Origin of the sequence: Pseudomonas sp. MWU12-2345, from assembly GCF_023242385.1 — a bacterium.
Lineage (GTDB): Bacteria > Pseudomonadota > Gammaproteobacteria > Pseudomonadales > Pseudomonadaceae > Aquipseudomonas > Aquipseudomonas gingeri_D.
This window is the reverse complement of the sequence record NZ_JALLJA010000013.1, coordinates 151237-168417: the sequence shown is the minus strand read 5'-3', so window position 1 is coordinate 168417 and position 17181 is coordinate 151237. Positions and strand designations below refer to the sequence as shown.

The following is a 17181-nucleotide window of genomic DNA, read 5'->3' as shown; positions in this document are numbered from 1 at the left end:
TCTATAGCGAAATTATTGGCTGGAATAAGGACATGTAGAGGTCTCGATGGCTTGCAGGCCATGTACTGTGGGCATTAGGGGCCTTTTTGTTAATTATGTTTTATCCGCATTGTAATGAACGAAGTGAATATTGAATGATAATTGATATCATCTAGATCGCTCCAATGCTGGTGGTCGCCCGCGAAGGGAAGTGTAGTGGCTTTAAACGCCGGCGCGATGAAAGTTGCGTCGGGCGTCGTTTTAGCGCTTTTTGTCGCAATTGATACCGCTCTGGATCAATGACTTGCACGATTCCAGCGGGTAAAAAAACGCCCCGAACCAGTCGGGGCGTCAGGTCTTCAGGCATTCCAGTTAGTTCTGCTTCGCTCTGGAATGGCCGCTTGCTCGCTTACTCAGTGGAACTGCTCTTCTTCGGTCGAACCGGTCAGCGCGGTCACCGAGGACGAGCCGCCCTGGATCACGGTGGTCATGTCGTCGAAGTAGCCGGTACCGACTTCCTGCTGGTGCGCGACGAAGGTGTAACCCTTGGCAGCGTCAGCGAATTCCTGCTCCTGCAGTTTCACGTAGGCGGTCATGTCGTTGCGGGCGTAGTCGTGCGCCAGGTTGAACATGCTGTGCCACATGTTGTGGATACCCGCCAGGGTGATGAACTGGTGCTTGTAGCCCATGGCCGACAGTTCGCGCTGGAACTTGGCGATGGTCGCGTCGTCCAGGTTCTTCTTCCAGTTGAAGGACGGCGAGCAGTTGTAGGACAGCAGCTGGTCCGGGTATTCCTTCTTGATGGCCTCGGCGAAGCGACGGGCTTCGTCCAGGTCCGGCTTGGCGGTTTCACACCAGATCAGGTCGGCGTACGGCGCGTAGGCCAGGCCGCGGGCGATGGCCTGGTCGAGGCCGGCGCGGACTTTATAGAAGCCTTCCTGGGTGCGTTCGCCAGTCACGAACGGCTGGTCGTACGGATCGCAATCCGAAGTCAGCAGGTCGGCGGCGTTGGCGTCGGTACGGGCCAGGATGATGGTCGGCGTACCGGCAACGTCGGCGGCCAGGCGGGCGGCGGTCAGCTTCTGCACGGCTTCCTGGGTCGGAACCAGCACCTTGCCGCCCATGTGGCCGCATTTCTTCACGGAAGCCAGCTGGTCTTCGAAGTGCACGCCGGCGGCGCCCGCTTCGATCATGCTCTTCATCAGCTCGTAGGCGTTCAGCACGCCGCCGAAACCGGCTTCGGCGTCGGCCACGATGGGTGCGAAGTAGTCGATGTAGCCTTCATCGCCCGGGTTCTTGCCGGCTTTCCACTGGATCTGGTCGGCGCGACGGAACGAGTTGTTGATGCGCTTGACCACGGTCGGCACGGAGTCCACCGGGTACAGCGACTGGTCGGGGTACATGGATTCTGCGGAGTTGTTGTCCGCGGCCACTTGCCAGCCCGACAGGTAGATCGCCTGGATACCGGCCTTGACTTGTTGCACGGCCTGGCCGCCGGTCAGGGCGCCCATGCAGTTGACGAAATCCTTGTCCGGACGGAAGGACGGCTTGGCGCCCTGGGTCACCAGGTTCCACAGTTTCTCGGCGCCCATGCGGGCCAGGGTGTGCTCAGGTTGAACCGAGCCACGCAGGCGGACCACGTCAGCGGCGGAGTAAGTGCGTGTCACGCCTTTCCAGCGCGGGTTTTCAGCCCAGTCTTTTTCAAGGGCTGCAATTTGCTGTTCGCGTGTCAGTGCCATGGAGATAAACCTCGTCGCATAGGTCTTTAGGTGGAGAATTCCTTGCTCCGCCGGGTGTTCAAGCCGAGGGCTTGGACAAACGGCTGCTCGCTGACCAGAAGCTTAGGCGCTCAGGTGCGGTTCGGCGGGGAAGGCGACGATTGAACGATGGGCTCAAGGGGGAAGTGAGCGAGGCGAGGGCGAGCCGTCGGGCGCATTGGGGCATCGTGGGCCTTTATGCGGACTTCAGGGATCTTGCCGTTCTACCTATTACGCTTCCGTCCCTCGGGACAACTTCGTTCCAGTCGCAACCTCGTCAAACGCGCCTTGTGGGCGGTACAGACACGAATCGGCTCAGGTGGGTAGGTCAGAGCGGCGATCCGAAGGCCCTTGCCAGGGCCCCTGATTAGCGGGAGCGAGGCCATCATGCCTTCGGTTTTTTGGCTCGTCAAACATTTTGTAGTGCTTTTTTTCAGGCACTACATCTTTAGTCTAATACGACTCGCCAGTCAGTTTTTGGTGCTTTAGTCCAGGCTGTCGACTTTCACCCGCAAAGTCATGTCGTTACGCCCAGAGGTCGAGTAGCTGCGGGTTAGCGCCTGTCGGTCGGCCTGGCTCTGGCCATTGACGCCGGCCAGGGTGATCCACTCGCCCAGGCGCCCGCTGACGGTTGTGTCGGTGCTTTGCACGTTCACTACATCCTGACGCTCCTGGCTGATCCGGTCACGATTGGTACTGATGGACAGGTGAACGATGTCGCCGGTGACGCTGGCGGTGACGTAGAAACCCTGGGTCACGTTGCGGTATTGGCTCTGGATCTGCGTCAGGGGCTGTTGATTGGGGTTCTGATTCTGGTTCGAGCCGTTACCCTGGGTCTGGTTGGTGCTGATGGCGGTGGTCAGCGGTACGCTCTGGCCGACCTGGATCAGCGCCGGGGTGCCTTCGACGGTCTGCACCTGCTGGATGCCGCCGTCGCGACTGGCGGTGCCATAGTTGATGACGCGGGTCTGGTTCTGGCCGTTGATCGTGTAGCCGTTGTTCTGGTCGTTGTTTTCGCTGGTGTCGACGCTGATCAGCAGGCGCTTGGCCGGGGTGTCGAGTTGGCCGAGGAAGTCACGCAGTTCCTTGATCTTGGAAGGTTCCGCATTGACGATCAGTTGGTTCTGGTAGGCGCTGGCCTTGCCGTCCTTGCCGAGAAAGTCCTGGGCTACCGGCAGCAGGTCGGCGCTGGTGCGGTAGTTCAGGGGAATGATTTCGGTGGCGGCCTGGGCGCTGAGGGTGCAGGTCAGTAGCAGGCCGGTGAGCAGGGTGCGTAGGGACATGTCCGTTATCTCCGCGTTGGACTGGGCAATGGGTTGAGTTTGACAGTTTCTCGGCCATTGGTGGGTCAAGTTGAATCGCGGACGGCAAAACGCCCCGATGGCGGGGCGTTCTGGGTGATGCTCAAACGGTGGAATCAGGCGGAGTTGCGCACCATATCCACGTGGGGAATCCCGGCTTCGAGAAACTCCTCGCTGACGATGCTGAACCCCAGGCGCTCATAGAACCGGGTCGCCTGGACCTGGGCACTGAGCATCTGTTGCTTGAGGCCACGTTTCTCGGCCTCGCCGATCACCGCCTGCATCAGCGCGTCACCGACCTTCAGCCCGCGCCAGTCCTTGAGGACCGAGACCCGGCCGATATGGCCGTCCGGCAACAGCCGGGCGGTGCCGATCGGGAAGTCCCCCTCGACGGCCAGGAAGTGCACGGCGCCGCTGTCATCGGCGTCCCACTCCAGCTCCGGCGGAACCGACTGCTCGGCAATGAACACCGACTCACGAATGCGCCGAATCTCGGCGTTATCCTTTTGCCAGTCCGCGACACGTACGTGAATTCTATTCATCGGCAAATCCCAGGCTTCCTTGTTTGACCAGCTGACACAGCAGGCTGCGGCCGTCTTCATCGGCCAACCATGGCGCCAGATTATCCGCGTGCAGCGCATCGGCCGCACAGATCATTTTCAACAGCTCGCGCAGTTTGCCCGGCAACAGGCGGCTCTGTCCGCTGGCGAACAGCAGCAGGTCGTCGTCGACTTCGGACCAGGCCAGGCGCGCGCTCGGGTTGCGGATCAGGATCGCGCCATCTTGCAGGCCGCTGAGCAGGTCTTCTTCTTCGAGTTCCGGGCCCACCACCAGTTCCGGATAACGCGGCTCGGTCATGAACTGGCCGAACCAGGTCAGCAGCAGGCGTTCGTCGCTCATATGCTCGGCCAGCAGGCTTTTCAGGCGGTCGAGGGCGTCGTGCTGGATCTGGTGCGGGTCAGCCACCGGTTGCGCGTCGGCATCGGTGTAGCGTTCTTCGTCCGGCAGGAACTGGGCGAGGAAGTCGGTGAAGTGGGTCAGCACTTCGGCGGCGCTCGGTGCGCGGAAGCCGACCGAATAGGTCATGCAGTCATCCACGGCCACGCCGCAATGGGCCAGGCGCGGTGGCAGGTAGAGCATGTCGCCGGGTTCCAGGGTCCACTCGGCGGTTTCCTCGAATTCGGCGAGGATGCGCAGGTCGGCGTGTTCCAGCAGCGGGCTGGCGGAATCGCACATCTGGCCGATTTTCCAGTTGCGCTTGCCGTGGCCCTGGAGCAGGAATACATCGTAGTTGTCGAAGTGCGGACCGACGCTGCCGCCGGGCGCGGCAAAGCTGATCATCACGTCGTCGATGCGCCAGCTCGGCAGGAAGCGGAAGTGCTCCAGCAGTTCGGCGACTTCCGGGACGAACTGGTCCACGGCCTGCACCAGCAGGGTCCACTCACGCTCCGGCAGTTGGCTGAAGGCGTCTTCGGCGAACGGGCCGCGGCGCAGTTCCCAGGGGCGTTCGCCGTGCTCGATGATCAGGCGCGATTCGACTTCTTCTTCCAGGGCCAGGCCGGCCAGTTCGTCGGCGTCGATCGGGCTTTCGAAATCCGGAATGGCCTGGCGGATCAGCAGGGGTTTCTTCTGCCAGTAGTCACGCAGGAATTCCCGGGCGGTGATGCCGCCCAGAAGTTGCAGAGGAGTATCAGGATTCATGTGTAACCTATTGAAAAAAAGCATTTTTAAGGCTGGAATAAAAACGCCCGGCTCAGCCGGGCGTTCAGAGCGGGTACGGCGCGATCAGATACGCTGGGCCTGGGCCACGGCGTTGCCGATGTAGTTGGCCGGGGTGAGCTTTTTCAGCTCGGCCTTGGCGTCCGCGGGCATTTCGAGGCCGTCGATGAAAGTCTGCAGCGCTTCGGGGCTGATGCCCTTGCCGCGGGTCAGTTCTTTCAGTTTTTCGTACGGGTTTTCGATGTTGTAGCGACGCATGACGGTCTGGATCGGCTCGGCCAGGACTTCCCAGCAGGCGTCCAGGTCGGCGGCGATTTTCTGCTCGTTGAGCTCCAGCTTGCTGATGCCCTTGAGGCTGGCTTCGTAAGCAATGACGCTGTGGGCGAAGCCGACGCCGAGGTTGCGCAGCACGGTGGAGTCGGTCAGGTCACGCTGCCAGCGGGAGATCGGCAGCTTGCTGGCCAGGTGCTGGAACAGCGCGTTGGCGATACCCAGGTTGCCTTCGGAGTTTTCGAAGTCGATCGGGTTGACCTTGTGCGGCATGGTCGAGGAACCGATTTCGCCGGCAATGGTGCGCTGCTTGAAGTAGCCCAGGGAGATGTAGCCCCAGATATCGCGGTCGAAGTCGATCAGGATGGTGTTGAAGCGCGCGATCGCGTCGAACAGCTCGGCAATGTAGTCGTGCGGCTCGATCTGGGTGGTGTAGGGGTTGAAGCCCAGGCCCAGTTCGTCTTCGATAAAGGCGCGGGCGTTTTCTTCCCAGTCGATCTGCGGGTAGGCCGACAGGTGGGCGTTGTAGTTGCCCACGGCACCGTTGATCTTGCCCAGCAGCGGCACGGCGGCGACCTGGGCGATCTGGCGCTCCAGGCGGTAGACGACGTTCGCCAGTTCCTTGCCCAGGGTGGTCGGCGAGGCCGGCTGGCCGTGGGTGCGCGAGAGCATCGGCACGGCGGCGAAGCGCTGGGCCAGTTCGCGGATGGATTCGGCGATCTGGCGCATCAGCGGCAGCAGCACGTCGTCACGGCCTTCGCGCAGCATCAGGGCGTGGGACAGGTTGTTGATGTCCTCGCTGGTGCAGGCGAAGTGGATGAATTCGCTGACGTTGGCCAGTTCAGGCAGCTTGGCGGCCTGTTCCTTGAGCAGGTACTCAATGGCTTTGACGTCGTGGTTGGTGGTGCGCTCGATCTCCTTCACACGCTCGGCGTGTTCCAGGGAAAAGTTCTCGGCGAGGGTGTTCAAGACCGCGTTGGCTTCGGCGGAAAAGGCCGGAACTTCGCTGATCTGGGCGTGGGCGGCCAGGCGCTGGAGCCAGCGCACTTCCACCAGCACGCGTGCACGGATCAGGCCGTATTCGCTGAAAATTGGGCGCAGGGCCTGGGTTTTGCCGGCGTAGCGGCCGTCAACAGGGGAAACCGCAGTGAGCGAAGAAAGCTGCATGGGGTGTTCTCGGACAGTCGGGCAACGAAATGGGGCGCGTATCATACATGAAAATACTCGCCGGTCTGTTGCCAACCGACCGGCGTCTTGCGCTTTTCGCGGATAACGGCGCCTAGGCGCTGTGCATCAGCGGGTAGAGTTCCTTGAGCAGCTTGCGCCGGCTGACCACCAGTTGCCAGCGATGGCCACCCAGTTGTCGCCACAGGCGCGCCGAGCGGATACCGGCCAGGAGCAGGGCGCGGATCTTCGAGGCGTTGCTCGGTTGTTGCAGGTTGCGCATGTCGCCGTGCACCTGGATACGCTGGCGCAGGGTGCTCAGGGTGTCCTGGTAGAGGGCGCCGCAGGCAGCCACGACGTTTTCGTGGGACGGGCCGAAATGCTCGACCTGGGACTGGATCTGCGGCAGGCGCTTGCCGATGATCTCCAGCAAGTCGTCACGCTTGGCCAACTGGCGCTCGAGGCCGAGCATCGACAGGGCGTAGCGCAGCGGTTCGCGTTGCAGGGCGCTGGGGTCGCGCTCCAGGGCGCCGATCAGCGCGCGGTAGCCGTCGCGCAGTTGGAGGTCGTCACCGCCGTAGACTTCCAGGGTGTCCTTGGGGTCGCGCACCAGCAGGCTGTTGAGCATGCAGCTCAAGCCGGCTTCGCTGGACTGGCCGCTCTTGGCGATCTTGTCCACCAGCACCGCGGCGAGAAACACGCCGCCCAGCGCCGTCAGTTGCTCCTGGGTCGGGCTCATGGGCGCTGTTCCTTGAAGGTCCAGGGCTCGGCGACTTCGATCACGCCGCCACCGAGGCAGACTTCACCGTCGTAGAACACCACCGATTGGCCCGGAGTCACCGCGCGCTGGGGTTCGTCGAACACGGCGCGATAGCCGTTTTCAGTCTGTTCCAGGGTGCAGGACTGGTCGCCCTGGCGATAACGCACCTTGGCCGTCAGCTTGCGCGGCACGCTCAGGTCCACCGGGTTGACCCAGTAGATCTCGGAAGCGAGCAGGGCGCGGGAAAACAGCCATGGGTGCTCGTTGCCCTGGCCGACGATCAGTTCGTTGTGCTCCAGGTCCTTGAGCAGCACGTACCAGGGCTCGTCGCCGGCGTCCTTCAGGCCGCCGATGCCCAGGCCCTGGCGCTGGCCGATGGTGTGGTACATCAGGCCGTGGTGACGACCGATGACTTCGCCTTCGGTGGTCTTGATCTCACCCGGCTGGGCCGGCAGGTACTGCTTGAGGAAGTCGCTGAAGCGCCGCTCGCCGATAAAGCAGATACCGGTGGAGTCCTTCTTCTTCGCCGTGGCCAGTTCGTGTTTCTCGGCAATGGCGCGCACTGCGGGCTTTTCCAGTTCGCCGACCGGGAACAGGGTCTTGGCGATCTGTTCGCCGCCGACGGCATGGAGGAAATAGCTCTGGTCCTTGTTCGGGTCCAGGCCCTTGAGCAGTTCGGTGCGGCCGTCGATGTCGCGGCGACGCACGTAATGGCCGGTGGCAATCAGGTCGGCACCCAGCATCAGGGCGTAGTCGAGGAACGCCTTGAACTTGATTTCGCGGTTGCAGAGGATGTCCGGGTTCGGCGTGCGTCCGGCCTTGTATTCGGCCAGGAAGTGTTCGAACACGTTGTCCCAGTATTCGGCGGCGAAGTTGGCGGTGTGCAGCTTGATGCCGATCTTGTCGCACACCGCCTGGGCGTCCGCCAGGTCGTCCATGGCGGTGCAGTACTCCGTTCCGTCGTCTTCTTCCCAGTTCTTCATGAACAGGCCTTCCACCTGGTAACCCTGCTCCATCAGCAGTACGGCGGAAACGGAAGAGTCTACGCCGCCGGACATGCCGACGATGACGCGCAGGTTTTCTGGGGCGGTGGCAGCTGGATCACGCATAGGGATTCAATGAGTGTCTTCGAAAAAGGACGCGATTCTAACAGGCCCGGGCCCGCAAGGCTAAAGAGAAGGGCGGATCAGCTCGAGACTGTGCAGGGGGCCGGCCAGATAATCGTCCAGGCAGCGGATGATCAGCTCGCTGCGCCATTGCGGGCGCAGGGCCAGCAATTCGTCGCGGGTCAGCCAGCGTGGGCCGATGATGCCGTGGTCCAGTTGATAGTCCGGGCGGTGCTTGAGCGCTTTGCCGGCAAAGCAGACGCGCTGGTAGGTCACGCCGTTGCTCGGGGCGGTATACAGGTAGATGCCGACGACGCCGGTCAGTTCCACCTCCCAGCCGGTTTCCTCGAGTGTTTCGCGGATGGCGGCCTCGCTGAGGGTTTCATTCGGGTCCAGGTGCCCGGCGGGCTGGTTGAGGACCGTTGCTGCTTCGTAGCACTCTTCGGTGAAGAGAAAGCGACCGTTGTCTTCGACGACAGTGGCGACGGTGATGTGGGGTTGCCATTCCATAGGGTAGTTTCTCTGGTTGTGAAAACACAAACCCCGGCACTGGGCCGGGGCTTGTGGTACTGCCGAGGAGCTTACACCAGCGCGGCAATCGCCGCGTTGAGGGTTGCGCTCGGACGCATGGCCTTGCTGATCAGCTCGGCGTCGGCGTGGTAGTAGCCGCCGATGTCCACTGGCTTGCCCTGTACGGCGTTGAGCTCGGCAACGATGGTCGCCTCGTTCTCGGCCAGGGTCTTGGCCAGTTGGGTGAACTGGCCTTGCAGCGCAGTGTCTTCGCTCTGGGCGGCCAGGGCCTGGGCCCAGTACAGCGCCAGGTAGAAGTGGCTGCCGCGGTTGTCGATGTTGCCGACTTTACGCGATGGCGACTTGTTGTTGTCGAGGAACTGGCCAGTGGCCTGGTCCAGGGTCTTCGACAGCACCAGGGCTTTCGGGTTGTTGTAGGTCACGCCCAGGTGTTCCAGGGACGCGGCCAGGGCCAGGAATTCGCCCAGGGAGTCCCAGCGCAGGAAGTTCTCTTCCACCAGTTGCTGCACGTGTTTCGGTGCCGAACCGCCGGCGCCGGTTTCGAACAGGCCACCGCCGTTCATCAGCGGCACGATCGACAGCATCTTGGCGCTGGTGCCCAGTTCCATGATCGGGAACAGGTCGGTCAGGTAGTCGCGCAGCACGTTACCGGTCACCGAGATGGTGTCCTTGCCGGCGCGGGTGCGGTCCAGGGTGAACTTCATCGCGTCGACCGGCGACATGATCTGGATATCCAGGCCAGTGGTGTCGTGGTCCTTCAGGTAGGTCTGGACCTTCTCGATGACCACGCCGTCGTGAGCGCGCATTGGGTCCAGCCAGAAAATCGCTGGAGTGCTGCTGGCGCGGGCACGGTTGACGGCCAGTTTGACCCAGTCCTGGATCGGCGCGTCCTTGGTCTGGCACATACGGAAGATGTCGCCGGCTTCCACGGTCTGTTCCAGCAGGGTACGACCGGTGCTGTCGGAAACCCGAACCACGCCGTCGGTCTTGATCTGGAAGGTCTTGTCGTGGGAACCGTACTCTTCGGCTTTCTTCGCCATCAGGCCGACGTTCGGCACGCTGCCCATGGTGGTTGGGTCGAAGGCGCCGTGTTGCTTGCAGTCTTCGATCACCGCCTGGTAGATGGTGGCGTAGCAGCGATCCGGGATCACCGCCTTGGTGTCGTGCAGCTGGCCGTCGGTGCCCCACATCTTGCCGGAGTCACGGATCATCGCTGGCATCGAGGCGTCGACGATGACGTCGCTCGGCACGTGCAGGTTGGTGATGCCTTTGTCGGAGTTGACCATGGCCAACGACGGACGGGCAGCGTAGACCGCCTGGATGTCGGCTTCGATCTGCGCCTGCTGCTCGGCCGGCAGGGTCTTGATGCGGGCGTACAGGTCGCCGATGCCGTTGTTCAGGTTGAAGCCGATCTGCTCCAGCACGTCAGCGTGCTTGGCCAGGGCGTCTTTATAGAACTCGGCAACGATCTGGCCGAACATGATCGGGTCGGAGACCTTCATCATGGTGGCTTTCAGGTGAACCGACAGCAGCACGCCTTGTTGCTTGGCGTCTTCGATTTCAGCGGCGATGAAGCTGCGCAGGGCGTTCTTGCTCAGCACGGCGCAGTCGAGGATCTCACCGGCTTGTACGTTGGTTTTCTCTTTCAGGACGCTGGCAGTGCCGTCCTGGGCGATCAGCTCGATCTTGACGCTGCCGGCAGCGTCGATCAGTGCGGCTTTTTCGCTGCCGTAGAAGTCACCGGTGCTCATGTGAGCGACGTGGGACTTGGAGTCGGCAGCCCAGGCGCCCATCTTGTGCGGGTGCTTGCGGGCATAGTTCTTGACCGACAGCGGCGCGCGGCGGTCGGAGTTGCCTTCGCGCAGGACCGGGTTCACGGCGCTGCCCTTGATCTTGTCGTAACGGGCGCGAGCGTCTTTCTCGGCGTCGGTGCCGACGGTTTCCGGGTAGTCCGGGATGTTGAAACCCTGGGCTTGCAGTTCCTTGATCGCGGCCTGCAGTTGTGGGACCGAGGCGCTGATGTTCGGCAGCTTGATGATGTTGGCTTCGGGGGTGATGGCCAGCTCGCCCAGCTCGGCGAGGTGATCCGGCACGGCCTTGGCGCCCAGTTGTTCAGGGAAGCTTGCGAGAATGCGGCCGGCCAGCGAGATATCGCGGGTTTCCACGGCGATATCAGCCGAAGCGGTAAAGGCCTCTACGATAGGCAGCAGTGAATAGGTGGCGAGGGCAGGGGCTTCGTCGGTGAAGGTGTAGATGATCTTCGAACGGTTGGGCATATTCGGATTAACTCTCTTCTTTGCTAAAGCATGCGCAGAAACTCGAGATGCGCCGGGTAAGCGCGTTCGTTCAAAAGTCATCCATGAGCCGAATGTCGAGGTTTCTTCGCGCGCGGTGATGTTGGGTGCATCAGTCGAGCGTCAAGCGGTCGGATTGCGATAACAACCCGGCTTTTTCAGGCGGAAAGTCTCGTTGTAGAGAGGTCGGCCGTCGTGACTCCATGGTCAGCGGCGCGATTATACATAGGTTGCTGGCAAAACGCCGATGCTTCATAAGCGACTACACTCGTCCATTGGTCTAAAGGTCGCAGGGCACCCTGTGGCGAGGTGTCGCAAGCAGTGCTCGACTTTGGCGCTTTTACCTTTGCTTTCAAGCTTGTAAGCCGCGAAATCGAGGTTTTTCGCGGCAGATGAGTCGGGTGTGAGGTTCCCACGGGCAAGCGCCTGGGGTACGCTCGAACGCAGCCAGATGTTCAATCCATAGATGGAGTTCAACATGGGATACAAGAAGATTCAGGTTCCGGCCGTCGGCGAAAAAATCACCGTCAATCCAGACCATTCTCTCAATGTTCCTGACAACCCGATCATCCCCTTCATCGAAGGCGATGGTATTGGCGTCGATATCAGCCCGGTGATGATCAAGGTCGTCGATGCGGCGGTACACAAGGCCTACGGCGGCAAGCGCAAGATTTCCTGGATGGAAGTCTTTGCCGGCGAGAAGGCCACCCAGGTCTATGACCAGGACACCTGGCTGCCCCAGGAAACCCTGGATGCGGTCAAGGATTATGTGGTTTCCATCAAGGGGCCGCTGACCACACCGGTGGGTGGCGGCATCCGTTCGCTGAACGTGGCCCTGCGTCAGCAGCTCGACCTGTATGTCTGCCTGCGTCCGGTGCGCTGGTTCGAAGGCGTGCCCAGTCCGGTGAAGAAGCCCGGCGACGTTGACATGACGATCTTCCGTGAGAACTCCGAAGACATCTATGCCGGTATCGAATGGAAGGCCGGTTCGCCGGAAGCGATCAAGGTCATCAAGTTCCTGAAGGAAGAAATGGGTGTCACCAAGATCCGTTTCGACCAGGACTGCGGGATCGGCATCAAGCCGGTGTCCAAAGAGGGCACCAAGCGACTGGCGCGCAAGGCCCTGCAATATGTCGTCGACAACGATCGCAAGTCGCTGACCATCGTGCATAAAGGCAACATCATGAAGTTCACCGAAGGTGCCTTCAAGGAGTGGGCCTATGAAGTGGCGGCCGAGGAGTTCGGCGCGACCCTGCTCGACGGCGGCCCGTGGATGCAGTTCAAGAACCCGAAAAACGGCCGCAACGTGGTGGTCAAGGACGCCATCGCCGATGCCATGCTCCAGCAGATCCTGCTGCGTCCGGCGGAGTATGACGTGATCGCGACCCTGAACCTGAACGGCGACTATCTGTCCGACGCCCTGGCCGCCGAAGTGGGCGGTATCGGTATCGCGCCGGGGGCCAACCTGTCCGATACCGTGGCAATGTTCGAAGCGACCCACGGTACCGCGCCCAAGTACGCGGGCAAGGACCAGGTCAATCCCGGATCGCTGATCCTGTCCGCGGAAATGATGCTGCGGCACATGGGCTGGATCGAAGCGGCCGACCTGATCATCAAGGGCACCAATGGCGCCATCGGCGCGAAAACCGTGACCTATGATTTCGAGCGTCTGATGGACGGTGCGACGCTGGTGTCGTCTTCCGGCTTTGGCGATGCGCTGATCAAGCACATGTAGGCTGACCGACGGTAAACGAAAACGCCCGGCCCAAGTGATTGGACCGGGCGTTTCTCTATCTGAAAGCGTGTGGCTTTCAGGCTCTGGCGGTTACAGCGGGGGCTTGTGTCGCAGCATTTTGCGGTTTGGCAACAGGTGCGGCAGCGGTGACCAGTTGCCGGATGTTGACCGCATGCAGCCCCTTGGGACCCTGGATGATCTCAAAGCTTACTGCCTGGCCAGCCTTAAGGGTTTTGTAGCCATCCATCTGGATGGCCGAGTAATGGGCGAACAGGTCTTCACTCTTGCCTTCTTCAATGATGAAGCCGTAGCCCTTGGCATTGTTGAACCACTTGACTTTACCACTCAGCATGCTCATATCCCTCTGCAAACGACCCCATCACTGGAGTATCATCCAGTTCATCCTTCACTGCGTGAACCAGAAAAACGGTTGACGGTATGGACCTTATTACCCAATGTGGGCTCTATTGGTTGTAACACCGTTTTGCCGATAGTCAAGGTGACGCGACGGCCAGTGTTGAAATCTGTCCGAAGTGCCCCCATCACTGCAATTGCTCAACTGACGAACCTTTCTTTCCATGCATGCAATCAGCCAGATTCGACTAACATTCAATCAGGATCGCCCGGATTCCCACGACGACGATTCCGCGGGTATTGCTGTACAGGAATCCAAGCCCGCGTTGCAGGCGCCACCGATGTACAAGGTGGTTTTGTTCAATGATGACTACACACCGATGGATTTCGTCGTCGAAGTGCTCGAGGTGTTTTTTAACCTGAATCGCGAGCTGGCGACCAAGGTCATGCTGGCCGTCCACACAGAAGGACGGGCAGTATGTGGAGTGTTTACCCGCGACATCGCCGAGACCAAGGCCATGCAGGTCAATCAGTACGCCAGGGAAAGCCAGCATCCGCTACTCTGTGAAATCGAGAAGGACGGTTAATGCCGACCACTTGGGTATGAGGTGAACTATGTTAAACCGCGAACTCGAAGTCACCCTCAATCTTGCCTTCAAGGAGGCTCGCTCGAAGCGTCATGAATTCATGACCGTCGAGCACCTGCTGCTGGCCCTTTTGGATAATGAGGCTGCCGCCACCGTCCTGCGTGCCTGTGGCGCCAATCTCGATAAACTCAAGCACGATCTGCAGGAGTTCATCGACTCCACCACGCCGCTGATCCCCGTCCATGACGAGGATCGCGAAACCCAGCCGACTCTGGGCTTTCAGCGTGTCCTGCAACGTGCTGTCTTCCATGTGCAGAGTTCCGGTAAACGTGAAGTGACGGGCGCCAACGTGCTGGTCGCGATCTTCAGCGAGCAGGAGAGCCAGGCGGTCTTCCTGCTCAAGCAGCAAAGCGTTGCACGTATCGATGTCGTCAACTACATCGCCCATGGCATCTCCAAGGTGCCCGGGCACGGCGATCACTCCGAAGGCGAGCAAGATATGCAGGACGAAGAGGGCGGTGAGTCTTCATCTTCAGGCAATCCACTGGACGCTTATGCCAGCAATCTGAACGAACTGGCGCGCCAGGGTCGTATCGATCCGCTGGTCGGGCGTGAGTTGGAAGTCGAGCGCGTGGCGCAGATCCTGGCGCGCCGGCGCAAGAACAACCCGCTGCTGGTGGGCGAGGCGGGCGTGGGCAAGACGGCCATCGCCGAAGGCCTGGCCAAGCGCATCGTCGACAACCAGGTCCCGGACCTGCTGGCCAACAGCGTGGTCTACTCCCTTGATCTCGGTGCACTGCTGGCCGGTACCAAATACCGTGGCGATTTCGAGAAGCGCTTCAAGGCGTTGCTCGGCGAGTTGAAAAAACGTCCGCAGGCGATCCTGTTCATCGACGAAATCCACACCATCATCGGTGCGGGTGCCGCTTCCGGCGGCGTCATGGATGCCTCGAACCTGCTCAAGCCGTTGCTATCCTCGGGTGATATCCGCTGCATCGGTTCGACCACCTTCCAGGAGTTTCGTGGCATCTTCGAGAAGGACCGGGCTTTGGCGCGGCGCTTCCAGAAGGTCGACGTGTCCGAGCCTTCGGTGGAAGACACCATCGGTATCCTGCGCGGCCTGAAAGGGCGTTTCGAGCAGCACCACAATATCGAGTACAGCGACGAGGCCTTGCGCGCCGCCGCCGAACTGGCGTCGCGTTATATCAATGATCGGCACATGCCGGACAAGGCCATCGACGTGATCGACGAGGCCGGTGCCTATCAGCGCCTGCAACCGATCGAGAAACGGGTCAAACGCATCGAGGTGCCTCAGGTCGAGGACATCGTGGCGAAGATCGCGCGGATTCCGCCAAAACACGTCACCAGCTCCGACAAGGAACTGCTGCGTAATCTGGAGCGCGACCTGAAACTGACCGTGTTCGGTCAGGATGCGGCCATCGACTCGCTGTCGACCGCCATCAAGCTGTCCCGTGCCGGCTTGAAGTCGCCGGATAAACCGGTCGGTTCGTTCCTGTTCGCCGGTCCAACCGGCGTCGGCAAGACCGAAGCGGCGCGGCAGTTGGCCAAGGCGATGGGGATCGAACTGGTGCGTTTCGACATGTCCGAGTACATGGAGCGCCACACCGTTTCGCGTCTGATCGGTGCGCCTCCGGGTTATGTCGGTTTCGACCAGGGCGGCCTGCTGACCGAGGCCATCACCAAACAACCGCATTGCGTGCTGCTGCTCGATGAAATCGAGAAGGCCCACCCGGAAGTCTTCAACCTGCTGCTGCAGGTGATGGACCACGGGACCCTGACCGACAACAACGGGCGCAAGGCGGACTTCCGCAATGTGATCGTGATCATGACCACCAACGCCGGTGCCGAAACCGCGGCACGTGCGTCGATTGGCTTCACGCATCAGGACCACTCGTCCGATGCGATGGAAGTGATCAAGAAGAGCTTCACGCCGGAGTTCCGCAACCGTCTGGACACCATTATCCAGTTTGGTCGCCTCAGCCATGAGGTGATCAAGAGCGTGGTGGACAAGTTCCTTACCGAGCTTCAGGCGCAGCTGGAAGACAAGCGTGTGCAACTGGAAGTCACCGATGCGGCGCGCAACTGGCTGGCGGAAGGTGGTTATGACGCGGCGATGGGCGCACGCCCGATGGCGCGTCTGATCCAGGACAAGATCAAGCGGCCGTTGGCCGAGGAGATCCTGTTCGGCGAGTTGTCCGACCATGGCGGTGTGGTGCACATCGATCTGAAGGATGGCGAGCTGACCTTCGAGTTCGAAACCACGGCTGAAATGGCGTGATCTAGACCCGCAAAACACAAAGGCGCCTTCGGGCGCCTTTGTTTTATCCGTGCTCCTGAAAACACCTCGCTCCCCTGCAGGAGCCTGTTTGCTGGCGATTCAGGCGGCGCGGTGTATCTGGCGCACCGCGTTATCGTTCATCGCCAGCAAGCCGGCTCCCACAAAAAAAGGGGCGGCGGGCCAGAAAGGCGCACAAACAAAAACGCCCGGCAAGTGCCGGGCGTTTTTGTATCGACTTGCTTAGCGGGCGCGGTAGGTGATGCGCCCTTTGCTCAAGTCGTAGGGCGTCAGCTCGACGCGCACTTTGTCACCGGTGAGAATACGAATGTAGTTCTTGCGCATCTTTCCGGAGATATGCGCGGTTACGACGTGCCCATTTTCCAATTCCACGCGAAACATGGTATTCGGCAGGGTGTCGACGACAGTGCCTTCCATTTCGAAGCTGTCTTCTTTCGACATGCAGTAAAGCCCTCGGTGTCCAGTGAATGGCCCGGTGCAACTGCGCCAGGCAAAAGCGGCGTGCATTGTGCCCGAAAAAGGGGGTTCACGCCAAGGGGTTAGTACCGGCCTGGAAAATACAGTTCGATTCCGGTGGGGGCGACGAGCTAACTGAGCGTCACCCAGCGCTGGTTGATCAGCAGTTCGATCGGTCGATATTGGGTCTTGTAGTTCATCTTCTTGCAGTTCTTGATCCAATAGCCGAGGTAGACCGCCTCCAGCCCCAGCCGCCGGGCTTCGCCGATCTGCCAGAGGATAGCGTAGCGCCCCAGGCTGCGACGCTCCTCAGCGGGCTCATAGAAGGTGTAGACCGCTGATAGTCCGTTGGGCAGCAGGTCGGTGACGGCCACGGCCAGCAGGCGCCCCTCCAGGCGGAATTCATAGAAACGTGAGAACGGCAGGTCGCGCACCAGAAAAGTGGAAAACTGGTCACGACTGGGTGGGAACATGTCGCCATCGGCGTGCCGTTGTTCGATGTAGCGTTGGTACAGGTCGAAGTATTCCTCGCTGAACCCCGGCTTGACGGCCCTGACCTTGAGCTCGGCGTTGCGTTTGAAGATACGTTTCTGCTGGCGATCGGGCAGGAACTGCGCCACGGGAATCCGCGCCGGCACGCAGGCGTTGCAGTTCTGGCAATGGGGCCGGTACAGGTGGTCGCCGCTACGACGGAAACCCATTTCCGACAGGTCTGCGTAGACATGCACGTCCATGGGCTGGCTAGGGTCGAGGAACAGCGTGGTCGCCTGCTCTTCGGGCAGATAGCTGCAAGAGTGGGGTTGAGTGGCATAGAACTTCAAGCGCGCCAGCTCGGTCATGATCGACCCTCG

The 17181-nt window shown here is 60.8% G+C and carries 15 protein-coding genes; 3 read left to right on the top strand and 12 right to left on the bottom strand.

The annotated features are described in order from the left end of the window. Positions 1-392: 392 nt before the first annotated feature. The 9 genes from aceA to M5C71_RS23575 form a co-directional block, all read right to left on the bottom strand. Positions 393-1718 (bottom strand): isocitrate lyase, encoded by a 1326-nt coding sequence (aceA, locus tag M5C71_RS23615; RefSeq protein ID WP_103495052.1) that lies wholly within the window; start codon positions 1716-1718, stop codon positions 393-395. 503 nt (positions 1719-2221) lie between these two features. Beyond that, the gene (locus M5C71_RS23610) at positions 2222-3019 is read right to left on the bottom strand and encodes a secretin N-terminal domain-containing protein (protein ID WP_177104238.1); all 798 of its coding nucleotides are present in this window, start codon (positions 3017-3019) and stop codon (positions 2222-2224) included. 134 nt (positions 3020-3153) lie between these two features. Then, on the bottom strand, positions 3154-3579 hold the full coding sequence (locus M5C71_RS23605; protein ID WP_103494154.1) for a GNAT family N-acetyltransferase: 426 nt from the start codon (positions 3577-3579) through the stop codon (positions 3154-3156). Further along, positions 3572-4738 carry a cupin domain-containing protein gene (locus tag M5C71_RS23600; RefSeq protein WP_152739825.1) on the bottom strand — a complete coding sequence of 389 codons (1167 nt, stop codon included), beginning with the start codon at positions 4736-4738 and terminating at the stop codon, positions 3572-3574. Before M5C71_RS23600 ends, M5C71_RS23605 begins: the two co-directional genes overlap by 8 nt. 84 nt (positions 4739-4822) lie before the next feature. After that, positions 4823-6193 carry an adenylosuccinate lyase gene (gene purB / locus M5C71_RS23595; RefSeq protein WP_100940081.1) on the bottom strand — a complete coding sequence of 457 codons (1371 nt, stop codon included), beginning with the start codon at positions 6191-6193 and terminating at the stop codon, positions 4823-4825. A gap of 112 nt (positions 6194-6305) precedes the next feature. Beyond that, positions 6306-6929 carry a high frequency lysogenization protein HflD gene (gene hflD / locus M5C71_RS23590; protein ID WP_103494152.1) on the bottom strand — a complete coding sequence of 208 codons (624 nt, stop codon included), beginning with the start codon at positions 6927-6929 and terminating at the stop codon, positions 6306-6308. After that, complete coding sequence (gene mnmA, locus M5C71_RS23585; RefSeq protein WP_103494151.1) at positions 6926-8059, bottom strand: tRNA 2-thiouridine(34) synthase MnmA; 1134 nt, start codon at positions 8057-8059, stop codon at positions 6926-6928. The genes hflD and mnmA overlap by 4 nt, the downstream gene beginning before the upstream one ends. Before the next feature lie 60 nt (positions 8060-8119). Next, positions 8120-8566: an NUDIX hydrolase gene (locus M5C71_RS23580; RefSeq protein WP_248768853.1), complete on the bottom strand. Its 447-nt coding sequence runs from the start codon at positions 8564-8566 to the stop codon at positions 8120-8122. A gap of 71 nt (positions 8567-8637) precedes the next feature. Further along, positions 8638-10863 carry an NADP-dependent isocitrate dehydrogenase gene (locus M5C71_RS23575; protein WP_248768852.1) on the bottom strand — a complete coding sequence of 742 codons (2226 nt, stop codon included), beginning with the start codon at positions 10861-10863 and terminating at the stop codon, positions 8638-8640. A 496-nt stretch (positions 10864-11359) separates the two neighbouring features. On the opposite strand from M5C71_RS23575, the gene icd reads away from it, so the two are divergent. After that, the gene (gene icd, locus M5C71_RS23570) at positions 11360-12616 is read left to right on the top strand and encodes an NADP-dependent isocitrate dehydrogenase (RefSeq protein ID WP_248768851.1); all 1257 of its coding nucleotides are present in this window, start codon (positions 11360-11362) and stop codon (positions 12614-12616) included. A gap of 76 nt (positions 12617-12692) precedes the next feature. Here icd and cspD read toward each other — a convergent pair whose 3' ends face one another. Continuing rightward, positions 12693-12974, bottom strand: coding sequence for a cold shock domain-containing protein CspD (gene cspD, locus M5C71_RS23565; protein WP_305123111.1), 282 nt, complete (start codon positions 12972-12974; stop codon positions 12693-12695). A 220-nt stretch (positions 12975-13194) separates the two neighbouring features. Here cspD and clpS point away from each other — a divergent pair, with 220 nt between their 5' ends. Next, entirely contained in the window at positions 13195-13557 is a 363-nt protein-coding gene (clpS, locus tag M5C71_RS23560; protein ID WP_040069302.1) for an ATP-dependent Clp protease adapter ClpS, read from the top strand. Positions 13558-13585: 28 nt separating this feature from the next. Then, complete coding sequence (clpA, locus tag M5C71_RS23555) at positions 13586-15856, top strand: ATP-dependent Clp protease ATP-binding subunit ClpA (RefSeq protein WP_103494146.1); 2271 nt, start codon at positions 13586-13588, stop codon at positions 15854-15856. A gap of 240 nt (positions 15857-16096) precedes the next feature. On the opposite strand, the gene infA is transcribed toward clpA, so the two are convergent. Then, on the bottom strand, positions 16097-16315 hold the full coding sequence (gene infA / locus M5C71_RS23550) for a translation initiation factor IF-1 (RefSeq protein WP_002553999.1): 219 nt from the start codon (positions 16313-16315) through the stop codon (positions 16097-16099). A gap of 146 nt (positions 16316-16461) precedes the next feature. Further along, positions 16462-17169 (bottom strand): arginyltransferase, encoded by a 708-nt coding sequence (locus M5C71_RS23545; protein ID WP_103498215.1) that lies wholly within the window; start codon positions 17167-17169, stop codon positions 16462-16464. Positions 17170-17181 lie beyond the last annotated feature (12 nt).

What these genes read in the sequence shown, in the direction of transcription:
- M5C71_RS23600 (WP_152739825.1), bottom strand. Translation starts at nt 4,738, where the DNA reads ATGAATCCTGATACTCCTCTGCAACTTCTGGGCGGCATCACCGCCCGG.
- clpA (WP_103494146.1), top strand. Translation starts at nt 13,586, where the DNA reads ATGTTAAACCGCGAACTCGAAGTCACCCTCAATCTTGCCTTCAAGGAG.
- clpS (WP_040069302.1), top strand. Translation starts at nt 13,195, where the DNA reads ATGCATGCAATCAGCCAGATTCGACTAACATTCAATCAGGATCGCCCG.
- hflD (WP_103494152.1), bottom strand. Translation starts at nt 6,929, where the DNA reads ATGAGCCCGACCCAGGAGCAACTGACGGCGCTGGGCGGCGTGTTTCTC.
- M5C71_RS23580 (WP_248768853.1), bottom strand. Translation starts at nt 8,566, where the DNA reads ATGGAATGGCAACCCCACATCACCGTCGCCACTGTCGTCGAAGACAAC.
- M5C71_RS23575 (WP_248768852.1), bottom strand. Translation starts at nt 10,863, where the DNA reads ATGCCCAACCGTTCGAAGATCATCTACACCTTCACCGACGAAGCCCCT.
- M5C71_RS23545 (WP_103498215.1), bottom strand. Translation starts at nt 17,169, where the DNA reads ATGACCGAGCTGGCGCGCTTGAAGTTCTATGCCACTCAACCCCACTCT.
- infA (WP_002553999.1), bottom strand. Translation starts at nt 16,315, where the DNA reads ATGTCGAAAGAAGACAGCTTCGAAATGGAAGGCACTGTCGTCGACACC.
- M5C71_RS23610 (WP_177104238.1), bottom strand. Translation starts at nt 3,019, where the DNA reads ATGTCCCTACGCACCCTGCTCACCGGCCTGCTACTGACCTGCACCCTC.
- aceA (WP_103495052.1), bottom strand. Translation starts at nt 1,718, where the DNA reads ATGGCACTGACACGCGAACAGCAAATTGCAGCCCTTGAAAAAGACTGG.
- cspD (WP_305123111.1), bottom strand. Translation starts at nt 12,974, where the DNA reads ATGAGCATGCTGAGTGGTAAAGTCAAGTGGTTCAACAATGCCAAGGGC.
- M5C71_RS23605 (WP_103494154.1), bottom strand. Translation starts at nt 3,579, where the DNA reads ATGAATAGAATTCACGTACGTGTCGCGGACTGGCAAAAGGATAACGCC.
- mnmA (WP_103494151.1), bottom strand. Translation starts at nt 8,059, where the DNA reads ATGCGTGATCCAGCTGCCACCGCCCCAGAAAACCTGCGCGTCATCGTC.
- purB (WP_100940081.1), bottom strand. Translation starts at nt 6,193, where the DNA reads ATGCAGCTTTCTTCGCTCACTGCGGTTTCCCCTGTTGACGGCCGCTAC.
- icd (WP_248768851.1), top strand. Translation starts at nt 11,360, where the DNA reads ATGGGATACAAGAAGATTCAGGTTCCGGCCGTCGGCGAAAAAATCACC.